Genomic DNA, 16564 nt, shown 5'->3' with positions numbered 1-16564 from the left:
GGTCGGCCCGGCCACCCGATCGGCCCCGGCGTCCCGCCCTGGCCGAAAAACAAGCAGGCATGATTGCTTTTTTCCCGGGCCGGTGCCACGCTGCTGCCCGACGGCGCCCGTGCGGGGCGCCGTCAACCCGGCGGCAGGGGAGGCGCATTGGCGCGCGCAAGCTCGGTACTTCGGATCGGCAACGCCTCGGGGTTCTACGGGGACCGCTTCGCGGCGGTGCGGGAGATGCTCACCGATGGGCCGCTGGACGTGCTGACCGGGGACTACCTGGCCGAGCTGACCATGCTGATCCTGGCCCGCGACCGGCTGAAGGACCCGTCGCTCGGCTACGCCCGGACGTTCCTGCGGCAGATGGAGGAGTGCCTCGGGCTGGCCCGCGAGCGCGGCGTGCGGATCGTGGTGAACGCCGGCGGCCTCAATCCGGCCCGGCTCGCCGAGCGGCTGCGGGAGCTGGCGCAGCGCCTGGGGGTGCCGACCGCGGTGGCCCACGTCGAGGGCGACGACCTGCTGTCGCGCCGCGCCGAACTCGGGCTGCCCGAGGACCTGTTGGCCGCCAATGCCTACCTCGGCGGGTTCGGCGTGGCGGCCTGTCTGGCCGGGGGTGCGGAGGTGGTGGTCACCGGCCGGGTGACGGACGCCGCCCTGGTGGCCGGGCCCGCGATCGCCCACTTCGGCTGGACCGCCGCCGACCTCGATCCGCTGGCCGGGGCGGTGGTGGCCGGGCACGTGCTGGAGTGCGGCGCCCAGGCCACCGGCGGGAACTACGCCTTCTTCCAGGAGCACGACGTGGACCGCCCGGGCTTCCCGCTGGCCGAGCTGCACGCCGACGGCTCCAGCGTGATCACCAAGCACCCGGGCACCGGCGGAGCCGTCACCGTCGGCACCGTCACCGCCCAACTCCTGTACGAGACCGGCGGACCGCGCTACCTCGGCCCCGATGTCACGGCCCGCCTGGACACCGTCCGGCTCACCGCGGAGGGCCCCGACCGGGTGCGGATCGACGGCGTGCGCGGCGAGGCTCCGCCGCCCACCCTCAAGGTCGGCCTGAACCGGCTCGGCGGCCACCGCAACGAGGTGGTCTTCGTGCTCACCGGCCTGGACATCGAGGCCAAGGCCGCCCTGGTGCGACGCCAGTTCGCGGCCGCGCTGGCGCCCGGGGCCCGTCCGGCCGAACTGCGCTGGACCCTCGCCCGCACCGACCACCCTGACGCCGGCACCGAGGAGGCCGCCTCGGCCCTGCTCCGGCTGACCGCCCGGGACCGTGACCCGGCCAGGGTCGGCCGCGAACTCGGCAAGGCCGCCGTCGAGTTGGGGCTGGGCGGCTACCCGGGCTTCCACCTCACCGCCCCGCCCGGCCCGGGCGCCCCGTACGGGGTGTTCACCGCGGCGCACGTCGACGCGAAGCTGGTGGAGCACACCGCCGTCCTGCCGGACGGCCGCCGGATCACCGTCCCGCCCGCCCCCGTCACCGCCCCCGCTCCCGTCACCGGCCGACCCGGCTCCCCCGACGGGGAGTTGCCCGCCCCGCTGCCGCCCGGCCGGACCCGCCGGGCCCCGCTCGGCCTGGTGCTCGGCGCCCGCAGCGGTGACAAGGGCGGCGACGCCAACCTCGGGGTCTGGGCCCGTACCGAGGACGGCTGGCGCTGGCTCGCGCACGCCCTCACCGTCCCGGTGCTGCGCGAACTGCTCCCCGAGACGGCCGAGTTGCCCGTCACCCGGCACCTGCTGCCGAACCTCAGGGCGGTCAACTTCACCCTCACCGGTCTGCTCGGCGAGGGCGTCGCCGCCCAGCACCGCTTCGACCCCCAGGCCAAGGCCCTGGGCGAGTGGCTGCGCTCGCGCCACCTCGACATTCCGGAGGTTCTGCTGTGACCGCCCTGCCCACCCGTGTCGATCCGGCCGGGCCCGAGTACGCGGAGCACCGCGCCGCGATGATCACCAAGCTCGCGGAGCTGGACGCCGAGCACGCCAAGGCGCTGGCCGGCGGCGGCCCCACGTACCTGGAGCGGCACCGCAAGCGCGGCAAGCTGCCGGCCCGGGAGCGGATCGAGCTGCTGGTCGACCAGGACTCGCCGTTCCTGGAGCTGTCCCCGCTGGCCGCCTGGGGCAGCGACTACCCGGTGGGCGCCGCCCTGGTCACCGGCATCGGGGTGATCGAGGGCGTGGAGTGCGTGATCACCGCCAACGACCCGACGGTGCGCGGTGGCGCCAGCAACCCGTGGACGCTGCGCAAGGCGCTGCGGGCCAACGAGATCGCGCTGACGAACCGGCTGCCGCTGGTCAACCTGGTCGAGTCCGGCGGGGCCGACCTGCCCAGCCAGAAGGAGATCTTCATCCCCGGCGGCGCGCTGTTCCGGGACCTCACCCGGCTCTCCGCCGCCGGGATCCCCACCGTGGCCGTGGTGTTCGGCAACTCCACGGCGGGCGGTGCCTACGTGCCGGGGATGTCCGACCACACCGTGCTGGTCAAGGAGCGGGCCAAGGTCTTCCTCGGCGGCCCGCCGCTGGTGAAGATGGCCACCGGCGAGGAGGCCGACGACGAGTCGCTGGGCGGCGCCGCGATGCACGCCCGCACCTCCGGCCTGGCCGACCACTTCGCGGCGGACGAGCCGGACGCGCTGCGGATCGCCCGCCGGATCGTCGCCCGGCTGGACCACCGCAAGCCCGGCCCGGACCCGGACCGCTTCGCCGAGCCGCCGAAGTACGACGAGGAGGAGCTGCTCGGCATCGTCCCCGGCGACCTCAAGGTGCCCTTCGACCCGCGCGAGGTGATCGCCCGGATCGTCGACGGCTCGGACTTCGACGAGTTCAAGCCGCTGTACGGCACCAGCCTGGCCACCGGCTGGGCCCGGCTGCACGGGTACCCGGTCGGCGTGCTGGCCAACGCCCAGGGCGTGCTGTTCAGCCAGGAGTCCCAGAAGGCCGCCCAGTTCATCCAGTTGGCCAACCAGCGGAACACCCCGCTGCTGTTCCTGCACAACACCACCGGCTACATGGTCGGCACGGACTACGAGCAGGGCGGCATCATCAAGCACGGCGCGATGATGATCAACGCGGTCTCCAACTCCACCGTCCCGCACCTGTCCGTCCTGATCGGGTCCTCCTACGGGGCCGGCCACTACGGCATGTGCGGCCGGGCCTACGAGCCGCGCTTCCTGTTCTCCTGGCCGAGCGCCAAGTCCGCGGTGATGGGCCCGCAGCAACTCGCCGGGGTGCTCTCCATCGTCGCCCGCCAGTCGGCGGCGGCCAAGGGCCGCCCGTACGACGAGGACGCGGACGCGGCGATCCGGGCGATGGTCGAGCAGCAGATCGAGGCGGAGTCGCTGCCGGTCTTCCTGTCCGGCCGGCTCTACGACGACGGTGTGATCGACCCGCGCGACACCCGTACGGTGCTCGGCCTGTGCCTGTCCGCGATCCACAACGCGCCGGTCGAGGGCGCGCGTGGCTACGGCGTCTTCCGGATGTAGGGGAACCCTGATGATGATCACCAATGTCCTGGTCGCCAACCGGGGCGAGATCGCCCGCCGGGTGTTCCGCACCTGCCGGGAGCTCGGCGTCGCGACCACCGCCGTCCACTCCGACCCGGACGCCGACGCCCCGCACGTGCGGGAGGCCGACGCCGCCGTCCGGCTGCCCGGGGCCGCGCCCGCCGACACCTACCTGCGCGGCGAGCTGATCGTCCGGGCGGCCCTCCAGGCCGGCGCGGACGCCGTCCACCCCGGGTACGGCTTCCTGTCCGAGAGCGCCGAGTTCGCGCGGGCCGTGCTGGCCTCCGGCCTGGTGTGGATCGGCCCGCCGCCGGAGGCGATCGCGGCGATGGGCTCCAAGACCGCCGCCAAGCGGCTGATGGCCGCGGCCGGGGTGCCCGTGCTGGACGCGCTCGCCGCGCCGGCCGAGGCCGACCTGCCGGTGCTGGTCAAGGCCGCGGCGGGCGGCGGCGGCCGCGGCATGCGGGTGGTCGAGCGGCTGGCGGACCTGCCCGCCGCGCTCGATGCCGCCCGGGCGGAGGCGGCCAAGGCCTTCGGCTCGGACGAGGTGTTCTGCGAGCGCTACCTGCCCACCGGGCGGCACGTCGAGGTCCAGCTGCTGGCCGACGCGCACGGCACGGTGTGGGCGGTCGGCGACCGCGACTGCTCGCTGCAACGGCGGCACCAGAAGGTGATCGAGGAGGCCCCGGCGCCCGGCCTGCCCGCCGGGGTGCGGGCCGAGCTGCACCGGGCGGCGGTCGGCGCGGCCCGGGCGATCGGCTACGTCGGCGCCGGCACCGCCGAGTTCCTGCTCGCCGAGGACGGCCGGTTCTACTTCCTGGAGATGAACACCCGCCTCCAGGTCGAGCACCCGGTCACCGAGGCGGTCACCGGCCTGGACCTGGTCGCCCTGCAACTCGCCGTCGCGGAGGGGGAGGAACTGCCCGCCGCCACCCCGCCGCCGAGCACCGGCCACGCGATCGAGGCCCGGCTGTACGCGGAGGACCCGGCCCGGGACTGGCAGCCCGCCACCGGGACCCTGCACCGCCTCGAACTGACGTCGGAACACCGGGAGTTCTGCGGCGACGGGCTGCGCCTGGACTCCGGGGTGGAGGCCGGCAACGAGATCACCCCGCACTACGACGCGATGCTCGCCAAGGTGATCGTCCGGGCGCCGACCCGCGCGGCGGCCGCCCGCCGGCTGGCCGACGCGCTCGCCCGGGCCCGGATCCACGGCCCGGCCACCAACCGGGACCTCCTGGTCCGCGCGCTGCGGCACCCGGAGTTCCGCGCCGGACGCGTCCACACCGGCTTCCTCGCCGAACACGCCGCCGAGCTCACGGCCGAGCTCACGGCCGAGTTCACCGCCGGACCCGCCGCCGGACCGACCACGGCCGGCGCCGGGGGCGTCGAGCGGGCCGCGCTGGCCGCCGCCCTCGCCGACGCGGCCGCCCGCACCACCGCGCTGCCCTCCGGCTGGCGCAACCTGCCCTCCCAGCCGCAGTCCAAGCGCTACCGCACCGCGGACGGACGCGAGCTGGACGTCCGCTACCGCCGGACCAGGGCCGGGCTGCGGGCCGAGGGCCACGCCGACGTCGAACTCATCGAAGCCGCACCCGACTTCGTCCTGCTCCGGGAGGGCGAGGTGCGGCGCCGCTACGACGTGGCCCGCTACGGCGACCGGGTGTACGTCGACTCGCCGGTCGGCAGCACCGCACTCACCGCCCTGCCCCGCTTCCCCGATCCCACCGCGCAGACCGACCCGGGCGCCCTGCTCGCCCCGATGCCCGGCACCGTGCTGCGGGTCGCCGCCGCCGTCGGCGACACCGTCACCGCCGGGCAGCCGCTCCTGGTGCTGGAGGCGATGAAGATGGAGCACCGGGTCACCGCCCCCGCCGCCGGCACCCTGGTCGAGCTCCGCGCCGCCCCCGGTCAGCAGGTGCAGCTCGGCGCCCTGCTCGCCGTCGTGAAGTCCCCCGAAGAGGTCTGAGACCAGAGGAAGAAGGACCCGCATGCCCACCACCGGCAGCCAGCTCCTCGAAACCCCCGAACGCACCGCCCTGCGCCAGGCCGTCGGCGACCTCGGCCGCCGCTACGGCTCCGCCTACTACCTGGCCAAGGCCCGGGCCGGCGAGCCCGCCGACGAGCTCTGGGCGGACGCCGGCAAGGCCGGCTACCTGGGCGTCAACCTGCCCGCCGAGTACGGCGGCGGTGGCGGCGGCATCAGCGACCTCGCCATCGTCCTGGAGGAACTCGGCACCGCCGGCTGCCCGTTGCTGCTGCTGATCGTCTCCCCGGCGATCTGCGGCACGGTGATCGCCCGCTACGGCACCGAGGAGCAGAAGCGGCGCTGGCTGCCCGGACTCGCCGACGGCAGCCGCCGGATGGCCTTCGGCATCACCGAGCCGGACGCCGGCAGCAACTCGCACCGGATCTCCACCGTCGCCCGCCGGGACGGCGAGGACTGGCTGCTGACCGGCCGCAAGGTGTTCGTCTCCGGCATCGACCACTCGGACGCCGTGCTCTTCGTCGCGCGCACCGAGGACGCCCGGACCGGCAGGCTCAAGCCCTGCCTGTTCGTCGTCCCGCGCGACACCCCCGGCTTCGAGTACCGGCCGATCCCGATGGAACTCATCGCCCCGGAGAAGCAGTTCCAGGTCTTCCTGGACGACGTCCGGCTGCCCGCCGACGCCCTGGTGGGGGACGAGAACGCGGGTCTGCTCCAGCTGTTCGCGGGCCTCAACCCGGAGCGCATCCTGACCGCCGCCTTCTCGCTCGGCCTGGCCCGTCAGGCGCTCGGCAAGGCGGTGGAGTACGCGAAGACCCGTACCGTCTGGTCCACCCCGATCGGCGCCCACCAGGGACTGGCGCACCCGCTGGCCCAGTGCGCGGTGGAGATCGAGCTGGCCCGGCTGATGACCCAGAAGGCCGGGCTGCTCTACGACGCGGGCGAGGACGTGGCGGCCGGGGAGGCCGCCAACATGGCCAAGTACGCCGCGGGGGAGGCCGCCGCCCGCACCGTCGACCAGGCGGTGCAGACCCTCGGCGGCAACGGCCTGACCCAGGAGTACGGGCTGGGCGCCCTGCTGGCCGCCACCCGGGTCGGCCGGGTCGCCCCGGTCAGCCGGGAGATGGTGCTCAACTACGTCGCCCAGCACACCCTGGGCCTGCCCAGGTCCTACTGAGGAGGCCACCGGACGTCCGCCGGAGCGGGACGGCGCAGCAGGTGCCGAAGGCCTTCCGCCGCCCGGGGCCGCCCCCGTCGAAGGGAATGCCCGTTCTGGTCGGTGACGCCCGTTCGGGCCGCCCCCGGGCCCCGGCGGTGCCGGGCCCGGGGGCGGATTCGATTCGGGGAGGGCGGACGGCCGTGGTGCAGCGCCGTCCGGTCGGGCGCACTCCGGGGCAACCGTGCCACGCGCGCTCCGCGCCCGGTTCCCCGCAATGGCCCAGCCTTCCCCCTGACTGTCCGTATGCTCCTGAACGCGCCCCGCTCCATTCCCTCGCCGTTTTGGTTGCGACGTCAACTTCCTTACCGGAGGCATGCCTTGGTGTTCCGCAGCGAGTTCCCGGACGTCCCCGTCATCGACCTGCCGATCCACGACGCGGTGCTCGCCGACGCCGCCGAGTACGGGGACCGGCCGGCCCTGATCGACGGCGTCACCGGTGAGCAGGTCAGCTACGCGCGGCTCGCCGCCGCCGTCGAGCGGGTCGCCGCCGCCCTGGCCGAGGCGGGGGTGCGCAAGGGCGACGTGGTGGCCCTGTTCAGCCCGAACACGGTCGTCTACCCGATGGCCTGCTACGGCGCCACCCGGGCCGGCGCCACCGTCACCACGGTGTCCTCGCTGAGCACCCCCGGCGAACTGGCCCGCCAACTGGGCGACAGCGAGGCCCGCTGGCTGATCACCGTCTCCCCGTTCCTGCCGACCGCCCGCGCCGCCGCCGACCAACTGGACGCCGACGGCCGCCCACTGACCGAGATCATCGTCCTGGACGGCGCCGACGGCCACCGCTCGCTCACCGACCTGCTCGCCGCCACCGGTCCCGCCCCCGAACCGGCCATCACCCCCGGCGAGGACATCGCCGTCCTCCCGTACTCCAGCGGCACCACCGGCCTGCCCAAGGGCGTGATGCTCACCCACCGCTCGATCGCCACCAACCTGGTCCAGACCGACGCCCTCTACCGCCCCTCGGTCGGCGAACGGGTCCTCGCCGTCCTCCCCTTCTTCCACATCTACGGCCTGACCGCCCTGCTCAACCAGCCGCTGCGGTGCGGCGCCACCGTGGTCGTGCTGCCCCGCTTCGAGCTGGAGCAGTTCTGCCGCACCGTCGAGCAGCACCGGGTCCAGGGCCTGGTGGTCGCCCCGCCGATCGTCCTCGCCCTGGCCAAGCACCCGGTGGTGGAGCGGTTCGACCTCTCCTCGGTCGAGTACCTGCTGTGCGCGGCCGCCCCGCTGGACCAGGACCTCGCCGACGCCTGCGCCCGCCGGCTCGGCCTGCCGCACCTGCTCCAGGGCTACGGGATGACCGAGCTGTCCCCGGTCACCCACGTGGTCTCCCCGACCGAGCGCGACCCCTCGCCCGGCTCGGTCGGCCGGATGATCGCCTCCACCGAACTACGGGTGGCCGCCCTGGACGGCTCCCGCGACGACCTCGGCCCCGGCGAGCCCGGCGAGCTGCTGATCCGCGGCCCCCAGGTGATGAAGGGCTACTTCGGCCGCCCCTCCGAGACCGCCGCCATGGTCGACGCCGAGGGCTGGCTGCACACCGGCGACATCGGCTACGTGGACGAACGCGGCTACCTCTTCGTCGTCGACCGGGTCAAGGAACTGATCAAGTACAAGGGCTACCAGGTCGCCCCCGCCGAACTGGAGGCCGTGCTGCTGGGCCACCCGCAGATCGCCGACGCCGCCGTGATCGGCGTCCGGGACGCCGACGGGACGGAGTGCCCCAAGGCCTTCGTGGTCCGCGCCCCCGGCAGCGCCCTGACCGCCGAGGAGGTCACCGGCTACGTGGCCGGGCAGGTCGCCCCCTACAAGAAGGTGCGCGCGGTGGAGTTCGTGGACGCCGTCCCCAAGTCCCCGGCGGGCAAGATCCTCCGCCGCGAACTGCGCGCCCGGGAGGCCTCCCGCTGACCGCCGCCCCGGCCGGCGGCCCCGCGCGGCGGAGCGCCCCGGGAGCCGGACCCGGTGGCCGGGGCGCGGGGCCGGTCTGTGAAGATCGACCCGCCGCGCCCCGACCGGACCCGACCCCGCCGACACAGGAACCGCCACCCGCCATGACCAGCCACCCCGCCGTCCGCACCCCCCAGCAGGACCGCAGCCGAGCGACCCGGGCCCGGCTGCTCGCGGCCGCCGTGGACTGCCTGGCCGAGCTCGGCTGGCAGGGCTCCACGGTCACCGTGGTCGCCGAACGGGCCGGCGTCTCCCGGGGCGCCGCCCAGCACCACTTCCCGACCCGCGAGGACCTCTTCACCGCGGCCGTCGAGCAGGTCACCGCCGAGCGGCTGGCAGCCGTCCGCGCCCACGCGGACGAGCTGCCGGCCGCCGGCCCCGACCGCACCCGGGCCGTGGTCGACATGATCGTCCGCCTCTACACCGGCCCGCTGTTCCGCGCCGCCCTGCACCTGTGGACCGCCGCCGCCACCGAGGAGGCGCTGCGGGAGCGGATCGTCGCCCTGGAGGGCCACGTCGGCCGGGAGGCCCACCGGGCCGCCGTGGAGTTCCTGGACGCCGACGAGACCCGGCCGGGCGTACGCGAATCGGTGCAGGCGACCCTCGACCTCGCCCGCGGCCTCGGCCTGGCCAACCTGCTCACCGACGACAGCCTGCGACGTTCCGGAGTGATCCGGCAGTGGGCGGGCATTCTGGAGAGTACGCTGCGGCCGGTACGCCCATGACGCCCGTACAACCGAGCGACCGGACGCCCCCTGACCAAGGGGTCGCCGGGCGACCGATGTCCGTGCAGTCTGGAGAAGAACCCCGGCCGGCACCGACCGCGAGGCCCACCCGGCCGGGCCCGACCCGAACCGGGGTGCTGCCTGCATGCACAGACACGAGTGGGACGCGACCGACAGCGGCCCCGTGCCGGACGGTGACCCCGCGCGCCCCGAGGGCCACCGACTCGTCCCGCTCGCCACGGTCCTGGTCCAGGGCGACGGTCTGATCCTGCACTGGAGCGAGGACGCCGAGGCGTTGCTCGGCTACACCGCGGAGCAGGCCGTCGGCAGCTACGCCGCCCGGCTGCTCACCGACGAGAGCGACCGCGCCGACGTGCTCGCGATCTTCCAGCGGATCCTGAGCGGCACCGACACCTCCTTCGTCTTCCCGGTCCGCCACCGCGACGGCCACAAGGTCGAGCTGGAGTTCCGCACCTACCCGATCTCCGGCCCGACCGGCACCCTGCTGCTGCTCGCCACCGCCTCCGACACCCGGGCCATCCACGCGATCGAGGCCGACCTCGCCGTCCTGGACGGCATCTTCGGCCGCTCCCCGATCGGCATGGCCGTCTACGACACCGACCTGCGCTACGCCCGGATCAACGAGGCGCTCGCCCGGATGAACGGCGTCCCGGTCGCCGCCCACCTCGGCCGCCGGATATCCGCCGTCCTGCCCGGCATCAACAGCGCCGAGATCGAGCACACCATGCGGCAGGTGCTCAAGACCGGCAAGCCCGTGGTGGACGCCCGCTCGCACGGCCGCGTCCCGGGCGACCCCAAGCGGGACCGCGCCTGGTCCGCCTCCTACTTCCGGCTGGAGGACTCCACCGGCCGGGTCTTCGGCGTCTGCTCCTCGATCATCGACGTCACCGAGCGCTTCCAGGCCGAGGCCCGGGCCGCCCGCGCCCAGGAGCGGCTCGCCACCATCGCCGAGGCCACCGCCCGGATCGGCACCACCCTCGACCTCCAGCGCACCGCCGAGGAGCTGATCGAGGCGGTCGTCCCCCGGTTCGCCGACTTCGCCACCGTCGACCTGCTGGAGCCCGTGCTGCGCGGGGCCGAGCCCACCCCGATCCCCGCCGACCGGTCCGTCACGCTGCGCGCCGTCGCCGTCGGGGAGGAGTACGAGACCGGCCTCGCGCACGCCGTCGACGCCGTCGGCGAGACCTCCGAGTACACCCCCGACCGCAGCTACACCCAGTGCCTGCGCAGCGGCCGGCCGCTGCTGCGCGCCCACGTGGACGAGGAGGTGCTGCGCGGTCTGGTGTCCAGCGAGGACCGGGTCGCCCCCGGGATCGCGGCCGGCATCCACTCGTACCTGATGGTGCCGATCACCGCCCGGGGCATGGTGCTCGGCGGCTCCGAGTTCATCCGGATGCGCAACCCCGAGCCGTTCAACGAGGCCGACGTCGCCCTCGCCGAGGAACTCGTCGCCCGCACCGCCCTGGCCCTGGACAACGCCCGGCTCTACCGCCGGGAGCGGGAGACCGCCCTCACCCTGCAGCGCAGCCTGCTGCCGCAGGAGATCCACCGCACCCTCGGCCTCGAGATCGCCTACCGCTACCTGCCCAGCAGCGTGGTCAGCGAGGTCGGCGGCGACTGGTTCGACGTGGTGCCGCTGTCCTGCGGGCGGGTCGCCCTGGTGGTCGGCGACGTGATGGGCCACGGCATCCGGGCCGCCGCCACGATGGGCCAGCTGCGCACCGTCGCCCGCACCCTGGCCACCCTGGACATGCCGCCCGAGCAGGTCCTCACCCGACTGGACGAGACCGCCTCGGGCATCGGCGAGGGCCAGTTCGCCACCTGCATCTGCGCGGTCTACGACCCGCTGGAGCGCACCGTCCAGGTCTCCTCGGCCGGGCACCTGCCGCCGGTCCGGGTCGGCGCCGACGGCACCGCCCGCCGGATCGAGGTGCCGCCCGGCGTCCCGCTGGGCGTCGGCGGGGTCGCCTTCGAGTCGATCGGGTTCACCCTCCCCGAGGGCAGCATGCTCGCCCTCTACACCGACGGCCTGGTGGAGCGGCGCGGCCAGGACCTGGACCACGGCATCGACCGGCTGGCCCGCACCCTGGCCGGGCCCGGCCGGACGCTGGAGGAGAGCTGCGACGCGGTGGTCGCGGCCCTGGTCACCGACGGCACCGAGGACGACATCGCGATGATCATGGCCCGGGCGCTGCCGGTGCCCGCCGACCGGATCGCCACCCTCCCGCTGACCGGCGGCGGCAGGCTCCCCGGCAAGGCCCGCCGCTTCACCCGCGCCACGCTGGAGGCCTGGGGTCTGAACGCCCTCTCCGACTACGCCGAACTGCTGGTCAGCGAACTGGTCACGAACGCGCTGCTGCACGCCGAGGCGCCGCGACGGCTGCGGCTGTTCCGCGACCGGGTGCTCACCGTCGAGGTCTCCGACGCCGGCGGCTCGACCCCGCAGCTGCGCCCCTTCGCCGAGCAGGACGAGGGCGGGCGCGGGATGTTCCTGGTCAGCGAGCTGGCCCAGCGCTGGGGCAGCCGGCTGACCCGGGACGGCAAGGTGGTCTGGGCGGAGCTGGAGCTGCCCTTCGGGGCGTCCTAGCCGAACGCGGTCCGGGCCCGTTCCGCCGACGAGAACGACCGCTCCCCTCGGGGAACGGTCGTTCTCGTCTGCGGAACCGGCGGGCTCGCTACGCGTGCACCTGCTCCGTTTCGGCCGGCGCGGCGGCCTCGGCCGCCGCCGTGGGGGCGGACAGCCCGCGCAGCAGCCGCCAGGCCAGCAGCGCCGCCGCGACCAGCAGCGCCCCGGCGAGCAGGCCGGCGGTGTTCATGCCGTCCACGAAGACGGCCTTGGCGCTGGCCAGCAGGGGCTGGGCGAGCTCCGGGGCCAGCCCGTGGGCGGTCTCGACGGCCGCGCCGAGGGACTCCCCGGCCCGGGCGGCCGCCGCCGGGTCGGTCCCGGCCGGGACGACCAGGCCGCTCGCGTAGATCGAGCCGACCACCGAACCGACCAGGGCGATGCCGAGCGCGGTGCCCAGCTCGTACGCCGTCTCGGAGACGGCCGAGGCGGCACCGGCCTTGTCGGCGGGCGCGGCGGTCAGCACCAGGTCGGCGCCCAGGGTGTAGACCACGCCCTCGGCCGTGCCGACCAGCAGGAAGGCGACGGCGAGCAGCAGGTAGGTGGTGTCCTGCCCCAGCCAGCCCAGGGCGCCGGTGGCCAGGCCCATCGCCAGCAGGCAGGCGGTGAGGGCCTTGCGGGCGCCGAAGCGGCGGGCGATCCGGGCGGTCAGCAGGCCGCCGGCCACCGAGCCGGCGAAGGCCGGCAACTCGGCCAGCCCGGCCTGGAGCGGCTCGTAGCCGCGCACCAACTGGAGGTACTGGGAGACCACGAAGATCACGCCGGACAGCCCGACCAGGGAGATCAGCGAGGCCGTCACGGCGGCCGTGAAGCGCCGGTCGCGGAACAGCCGGACGTCCAGCAGCGGGGTCTCCAGGCGCAGCTGGCGCCGGACGAACAGGGTGAGCGCGGCGGCGCCGAGCAGGAAGGTGACCGGGACGTCCCAGCGGGCGACGCCGTGCGCGGCGCCCTCCTTGATCGCGTACACCACGCCGATCACACCGGCCATCGACAGCGCGACGCTCAGCACGTCCCAGCGGCCGGGCTTCGGGTCCTTGGACTCGGGCAGCAGCCAGGCGCCGAACACCAGCAGCAGGAGCAGCACCGGGATGTTCAGTAGGAACACCGAGCCCCACCAGAAGTGGCCCAGCAGCACTCCGCCGACCACCGGGCCGAGCGCGGCGCCGGCGGTGGCGGCCGCGCCCCAGATGCCGATCGCGGTGGCCCGCTCCCGGTCGTCCGGGAACAGGCTGCGGATCAGCGAGAGGGTGGACGGCATGATCGTCGCCCCGGCGACGCCGAGCAGCGCGCGGGCCACGATCAGCCAGCCGGCGCTCGGCGCGTAGGCGGCCAGCAGCGAGGCCGCGCCGAAGGCGGTGGAGCCGATCAGCAGCAGCTTCTTGCGACCGATCCGGTCGCTCAGCGCGCCCATGCTGACCAGCAGACCGGCCAGCACGAAGGAGTAGGAGTCGCCGATCCAGAGCAGCTGGGTGCCGCTGGGGCGCAGCGTCTCGCTGATGGAGGGGATGGCGAGGGAGAGCACGGTCGCGTCCAGGGCGACCACGGTGACGGCCAGGACCAGGACGGCGAGGCCGGTCCAGCGCTGGCGGGCGGTCAGAACGGGGGTACTGCTCATGGTGTATCGGTTTCCGGTTTCCGGTCCGAGGTGCTGTGGGTGGGGGGTGCGCCGACGGGGGCGTCCGGTCGGCGCAGCGCGCCGCCGAGGAAGAGCTCGGCGAGCGAGAACGCGGCGTCGCGCGGGGCGAGCCGGCCGTCCTGGATGGCCCAGCCGATGCCGGCCACCAGGTCGAAGAAGGCCTCGCTGAGCCAGGCGGCGCTGAGCTCGATCCGGAAGGTGCCCTCGCGCTGCCCGCGCAGGAAGAGCGCGTGCAGCCGTTCGATCTGGACGTCCCAGAGGTCGTTGACCTCGTTGCTCTCGTAGAGCTGGTTCTCGCCCGCCAGGAAGGCGCAGAGCATGGCGTCCGGGACGGCCGCGTCCACCAGGCGGCGCAGTGCCGCCTGGGCGTCGCCCTGCTCGACGGCGGCGGTGTCCAGCGCGGTGGCGAAGCGCTGGAGGCTGAGCAGGCCGATCTCGTGGATCAGGGCGTCGCGCCCCGGGAACAGCCGGTGCAGGGTGGCCCGGCTGATGCCCGCGGCGCGGGCGATCTCGTCCAGGTGGGCGGTGGGGCGGCGGGAGAGCACGCCGACGGCGGCTTCCAGAACGGCGTCGCGGTCGGTGGCCATGATCCCAGTGTAGTGCAGATGAGACGTGGGTGTCTCAGAATACTTTCATGGCTCTCAGCTGGATCGATGCCGGATCACCGCCGCCCGGCCCCCGGACAGCAAGAACCGGGGACGGCGGGTGTGCCGTCCCCGGTTCGGGTGCTCCGGTCAGCTCTGGTTGTAGAAGCCGGTCTCGTCGAGCGGGCGGTCGATCACCATCACCTCGACGTCCGCCGGGGTGAGCAGGAACACCCGGCGGGCGATCCGCTCGATGCCGCCGCGGGTGCCGAAGATCAGGCCGGAGGCGAAGTCGACCATCCGCTTGGCCTCGGCCTCGTCCATCTCGGTGAGGTCCATGACCACCGGGGTGCTCGCCCGGATGTGCTCACCGACCGTGCGGGCCGCCTCGAAGCCCGTCGGCCGCAGGGAGACGATCTTCGCGGGCGAGGGGACGGGAATCGTCTCCTCCTCGCCCCACTCGTCGCCGTACACAGCGGCCGGGTAGTTCCCCGAGGGCATCAGCCACCCGTTGTGGTGCTCGTCGCGAAGTGCTCCCATGCCGCGCCTCCCTGCCTCGTCCCGTCCTGGTCCCCCGGGGGTGTGCGTGTCCTTTTTGACACGTCATCCACTCGTCGGAACTGTCCGAGTATCGCACTGTTCACCGGTCCCGTGCCCGCTCGCGGCCGCCGTGCGAGTTGTGCCGCGTCGCGAACCCGGGTGAACCCGGGCACAAGAGAGCGACGCGGTGCAGCTCGGTACGGTTGCGCGCGTAGACCATATCGGTCACGGTCAGCGGGTAATTGACCTTCTGTCAACAATGCGGAAACGATTTCACTCGCCGGTCGAACCGTCCACCAGTTCGCGCAGCAAATCCGCGTGCCCGTTGTGTCGCGCGTACTCCTCGATCATGTGCACGAGGATCCAGCGGAGCGTCACTTCCTCGCCTCGGCGCAGCCGCTCGGCGACGGTGTCCAGCGACAGGCCGGCCGAGACCCGGCGGGCGGCCGCGATCTCGGCGCGCCAGGTGGCGAGGTCGGCGGCGGCGTCGGCGGCGTCCACGTGGTCGAAGTCGCCGTCCGGGTCCTGCTCGGTCCAGTAGTGGCCGGTGGCGACCTCGCCGCCGAGCAGCATGCCCTGGAACCAGTGCCGTTCGACCTCGGCCATGTGCCGGACCAGGCCGAGCAGGGAGAGGGTGGACGGCGGGACGGAACGCAGCCGCAACTGCTCCTCGGTCAGGCCCTCGCACTTCAGGGCCAGGGTGCTGCGCTGGTAGTCGAGCCAGGAGGTGAGCATGGCGGCCTCGTCGGCGGCCAGCGGCGGGTCCACCCGCGGGGCGAGTTCGGTCATGCCGGACATCCTGGCCCGTGGGGGCCCGGCCGCGCGAACGGTTTGTCAGGCGCCCCGGGCCCGGCGGCGGGCCGCGGCCGCCCGCCAGAGCCCGACCAGGCTGCCCAGCACCAGCAGGGCGATCACCCCGGCGGAGAGCAGGAACGCCGCCGAGCCCGGCCGGTCGGCGCTGGCCGCCGCGACGACGTACACGGCGGTGGTCGGCACCACGCCGATCGCGGTGGCGCACAGGAAGGGGAGGAAGCGCACCCCGGAGAAGGCCGCGCCGTAGTTGCCCGCCTGGAACGGCAGGCCGGGCAGCAGCCGCAGCACCAGCACGCTGCGGAACCCCTGGTCGGTGAAGCGCCGGTCGAGGGCGCCGAGCACCTTGCCGCGCAGGTACGGCTGCAGCGCCTCGCGGCCGAGCCCCCGGCCGAGGGCGAAGGCCAGCACCGCGCCCAGGGTGGTGCCGAGCACGGCGAGCAGCACGCCCTGCTGGATGCCCAGGAGCACACCGGCGAGGGCGTTCAGCGCGGGCCGCGGCACGAAGGCGAGGGTGCCGACCGCGTAGACGGCGGTGAACAGCGGTGCGAACCAGTACCCGGGGAGCCGGTCCGCCAGCCCGCCGGAGAGCAGGTCCGTCGGGCTCCACAGCAGCAGCGAGCCCGCGCACGCGCCCAGCAGCAGCACCAGCAGGGCGAACCGCCACCAGGGGGAGCGCTGCTCCACGGGCGCGGCGGCGAGCGGTGCGGTGGCGTCCGGCTCGGTGGCGCTCGGCGCGGGGGGCGTGGTCAGGGCTGCGGGCACGGGCCCGAGCCTAACCCGTCCCCCGGGGCGGGCCGGTCGGCTCCCGCCCCGGGGGACGGGTTAGGGGGCGGCGGTCGGTGCCGGTGATCACGGGCGGCATGATGTCCGTCGACCACCCCGGTCGGGCTGGACCCACACCGGGGTGGGTCGGGCCACACTCTTCGCCCGGGCGGGGTGTGCGAGCGGCCCGCGCGGTGCAGAGTCGGGGACGTCGGCGGAGGA

The 16564-nt window shown here is 74.5% G+C and carries 12 protein-coding genes; 7 read left to right on the top strand and 5 right to left on the bottom strand.

All coding sequences use genetic code 11. The annotated features are described in order from the left end of the window. Positions 1–147 precede the first annotated feature (147 nt). The 7 genes from AB0O91_RS27505 (at position 148) to AB0O91_RS27475 (ending at position 11971) form a co-directional block, all read left to right on the top strand. Positions 148–1872, top strand: a complete 1725-nt coding sequence (locus tag AB0O91_RS27505) for an acyclic terpene utilization AtuA family protein (protein WP_363438234.1) — start codon at positions 148–150, stop codon at positions 1870–1872. Then, complete coding sequence (locus AB0O91_RS27500; RefSeq protein WP_363438231.1) at positions 1869–3467, top strand: carboxyl transferase domain-containing protein; 1599 nt, start codon at positions 1869–1871, stop codon at positions 3465–3467. Before AB0O91_RS27505 ends, AB0O91_RS27500 begins: the two co-directional genes overlap by 4 nt. Positions 3468–3480: 13 nt before the next feature. Continuing rightward, a complete protein-coding gene (locus AB0O91_RS27495; protein ID WP_363438292.1) occupies positions 3481–5457 on the top strand; it encodes a biotin carboxylase N-terminal domain-containing protein in 1977 nt (658 codons plus the stop codon). Positions 5458–5479: 22 nt separating this feature from the next. Then, positions 5480–6652 (top strand): acyl-CoA dehydrogenase family protein, encoded by a 1173-nt coding sequence (locus AB0O91_RS27490; protein WP_363438228.1) that lies wholly within the window; start codon positions 5480–5482, stop codon positions 6650–6652. A gap of 360 nt (positions 6653–7012) precedes the next feature. After that, entirely contained in the window at positions 7013–8599 is a 1587-nt protein-coding gene (locus AB0O91_RS27485) for an AMP-binding protein (RefSeq protein WP_363438224.1), read from the top strand. Positions 8600–8742: 143 nt separating this feature from the next. Continuing rightward, positions 8743–9363, top strand: coding sequence for a TetR/AcrR family transcriptional regulator (locus AB0O91_RS27480; RefSeq protein WP_363438221.1), 621 nt, complete (start codon positions 8743–8745; stop codon positions 9361–9363). A 145-nt stretch (positions 9364–9508) separates the two neighbouring features. After that, positions 9509–11971 (top strand): SpoIIE family protein phosphatase, encoded by a 2463-nt coding sequence (locus AB0O91_RS27475; RefSeq protein ID WP_363438218.1) that lies wholly within the window; start codon positions 9509–9511, stop codon positions 11969–11971. Between the two features lie 88 nt (positions 11972–12059). Here AB0O91_RS27475 and AB0O91_RS27470 read toward each other — a convergent pair whose 3' ends face one another. From AB0O91_RS27470 to AB0O91_RS27450, 5 genes are all read right to left on the bottom strand, one after another. Beyond that, on the bottom strand, positions 12060–13622 hold the full coding sequence (locus tag AB0O91_RS27470; protein WP_363438215.1) for an MFS transporter: 1563 nt from the start codon (positions 13620–13622) through the stop codon (positions 12060–12062). After that, positions 13619–14230 carry a helix-turn-helix domain-containing protein gene (locus AB0O91_RS27465; protein WP_363438212.1) on the bottom strand — a complete coding sequence of 204 codons (612 nt, stop codon included), beginning with the start codon at positions 14228–14230 and terminating at the stop codon, positions 13619–13621. Before AB0O91_RS27465 ends, AB0O91_RS27470 begins: the two co-directional genes overlap by 4 nt. A 147-nt stretch (positions 14231–14377) precedes the next feature. Beyond that, positions 14378–14767, bottom strand: coding sequence for a cell division protein SepF (gene sepF, locus AB0O91_RS27460; protein ID WP_363438209.1), 390 nt, complete (start codon positions 14765–14767; stop codon positions 14378–14380). Between the two features lie 273 nt (positions 14768–15040). Then, complete coding sequence (locus AB0O91_RS27455) at positions 15041–15556, bottom strand: DinB family protein (RefSeq protein WP_363438206.1); 516 nt, start codon at positions 15554–15556, stop codon at positions 15041–15043. Between the two features lie 45 nt (positions 15557–15601). After that, a complete protein-coding gene (locus AB0O91_RS27450; protein WP_363438203.1) occupies positions 15602–16342 on the bottom strand; it encodes a VTT domain-containing protein in 741 nt (246 codons plus the stop codon). Between the last annotated feature and the right edge of the window lie 222 nt (positions 16343–16564).

Source organism: Kitasatospora sp. NPDC089797, assembly GCF_040684795.1.
Taxonomy (GTDB): domain Bacteria; phylum Actinomycetota; class Actinomycetes; order Streptomycetales; family Streptomycetaceae; genus Kitasatospora.
The sequence above is the reverse complement of the archived record's forward strand: the minus strand, read 5'-3'. Positions and strand labels throughout refer to the sequence as shown.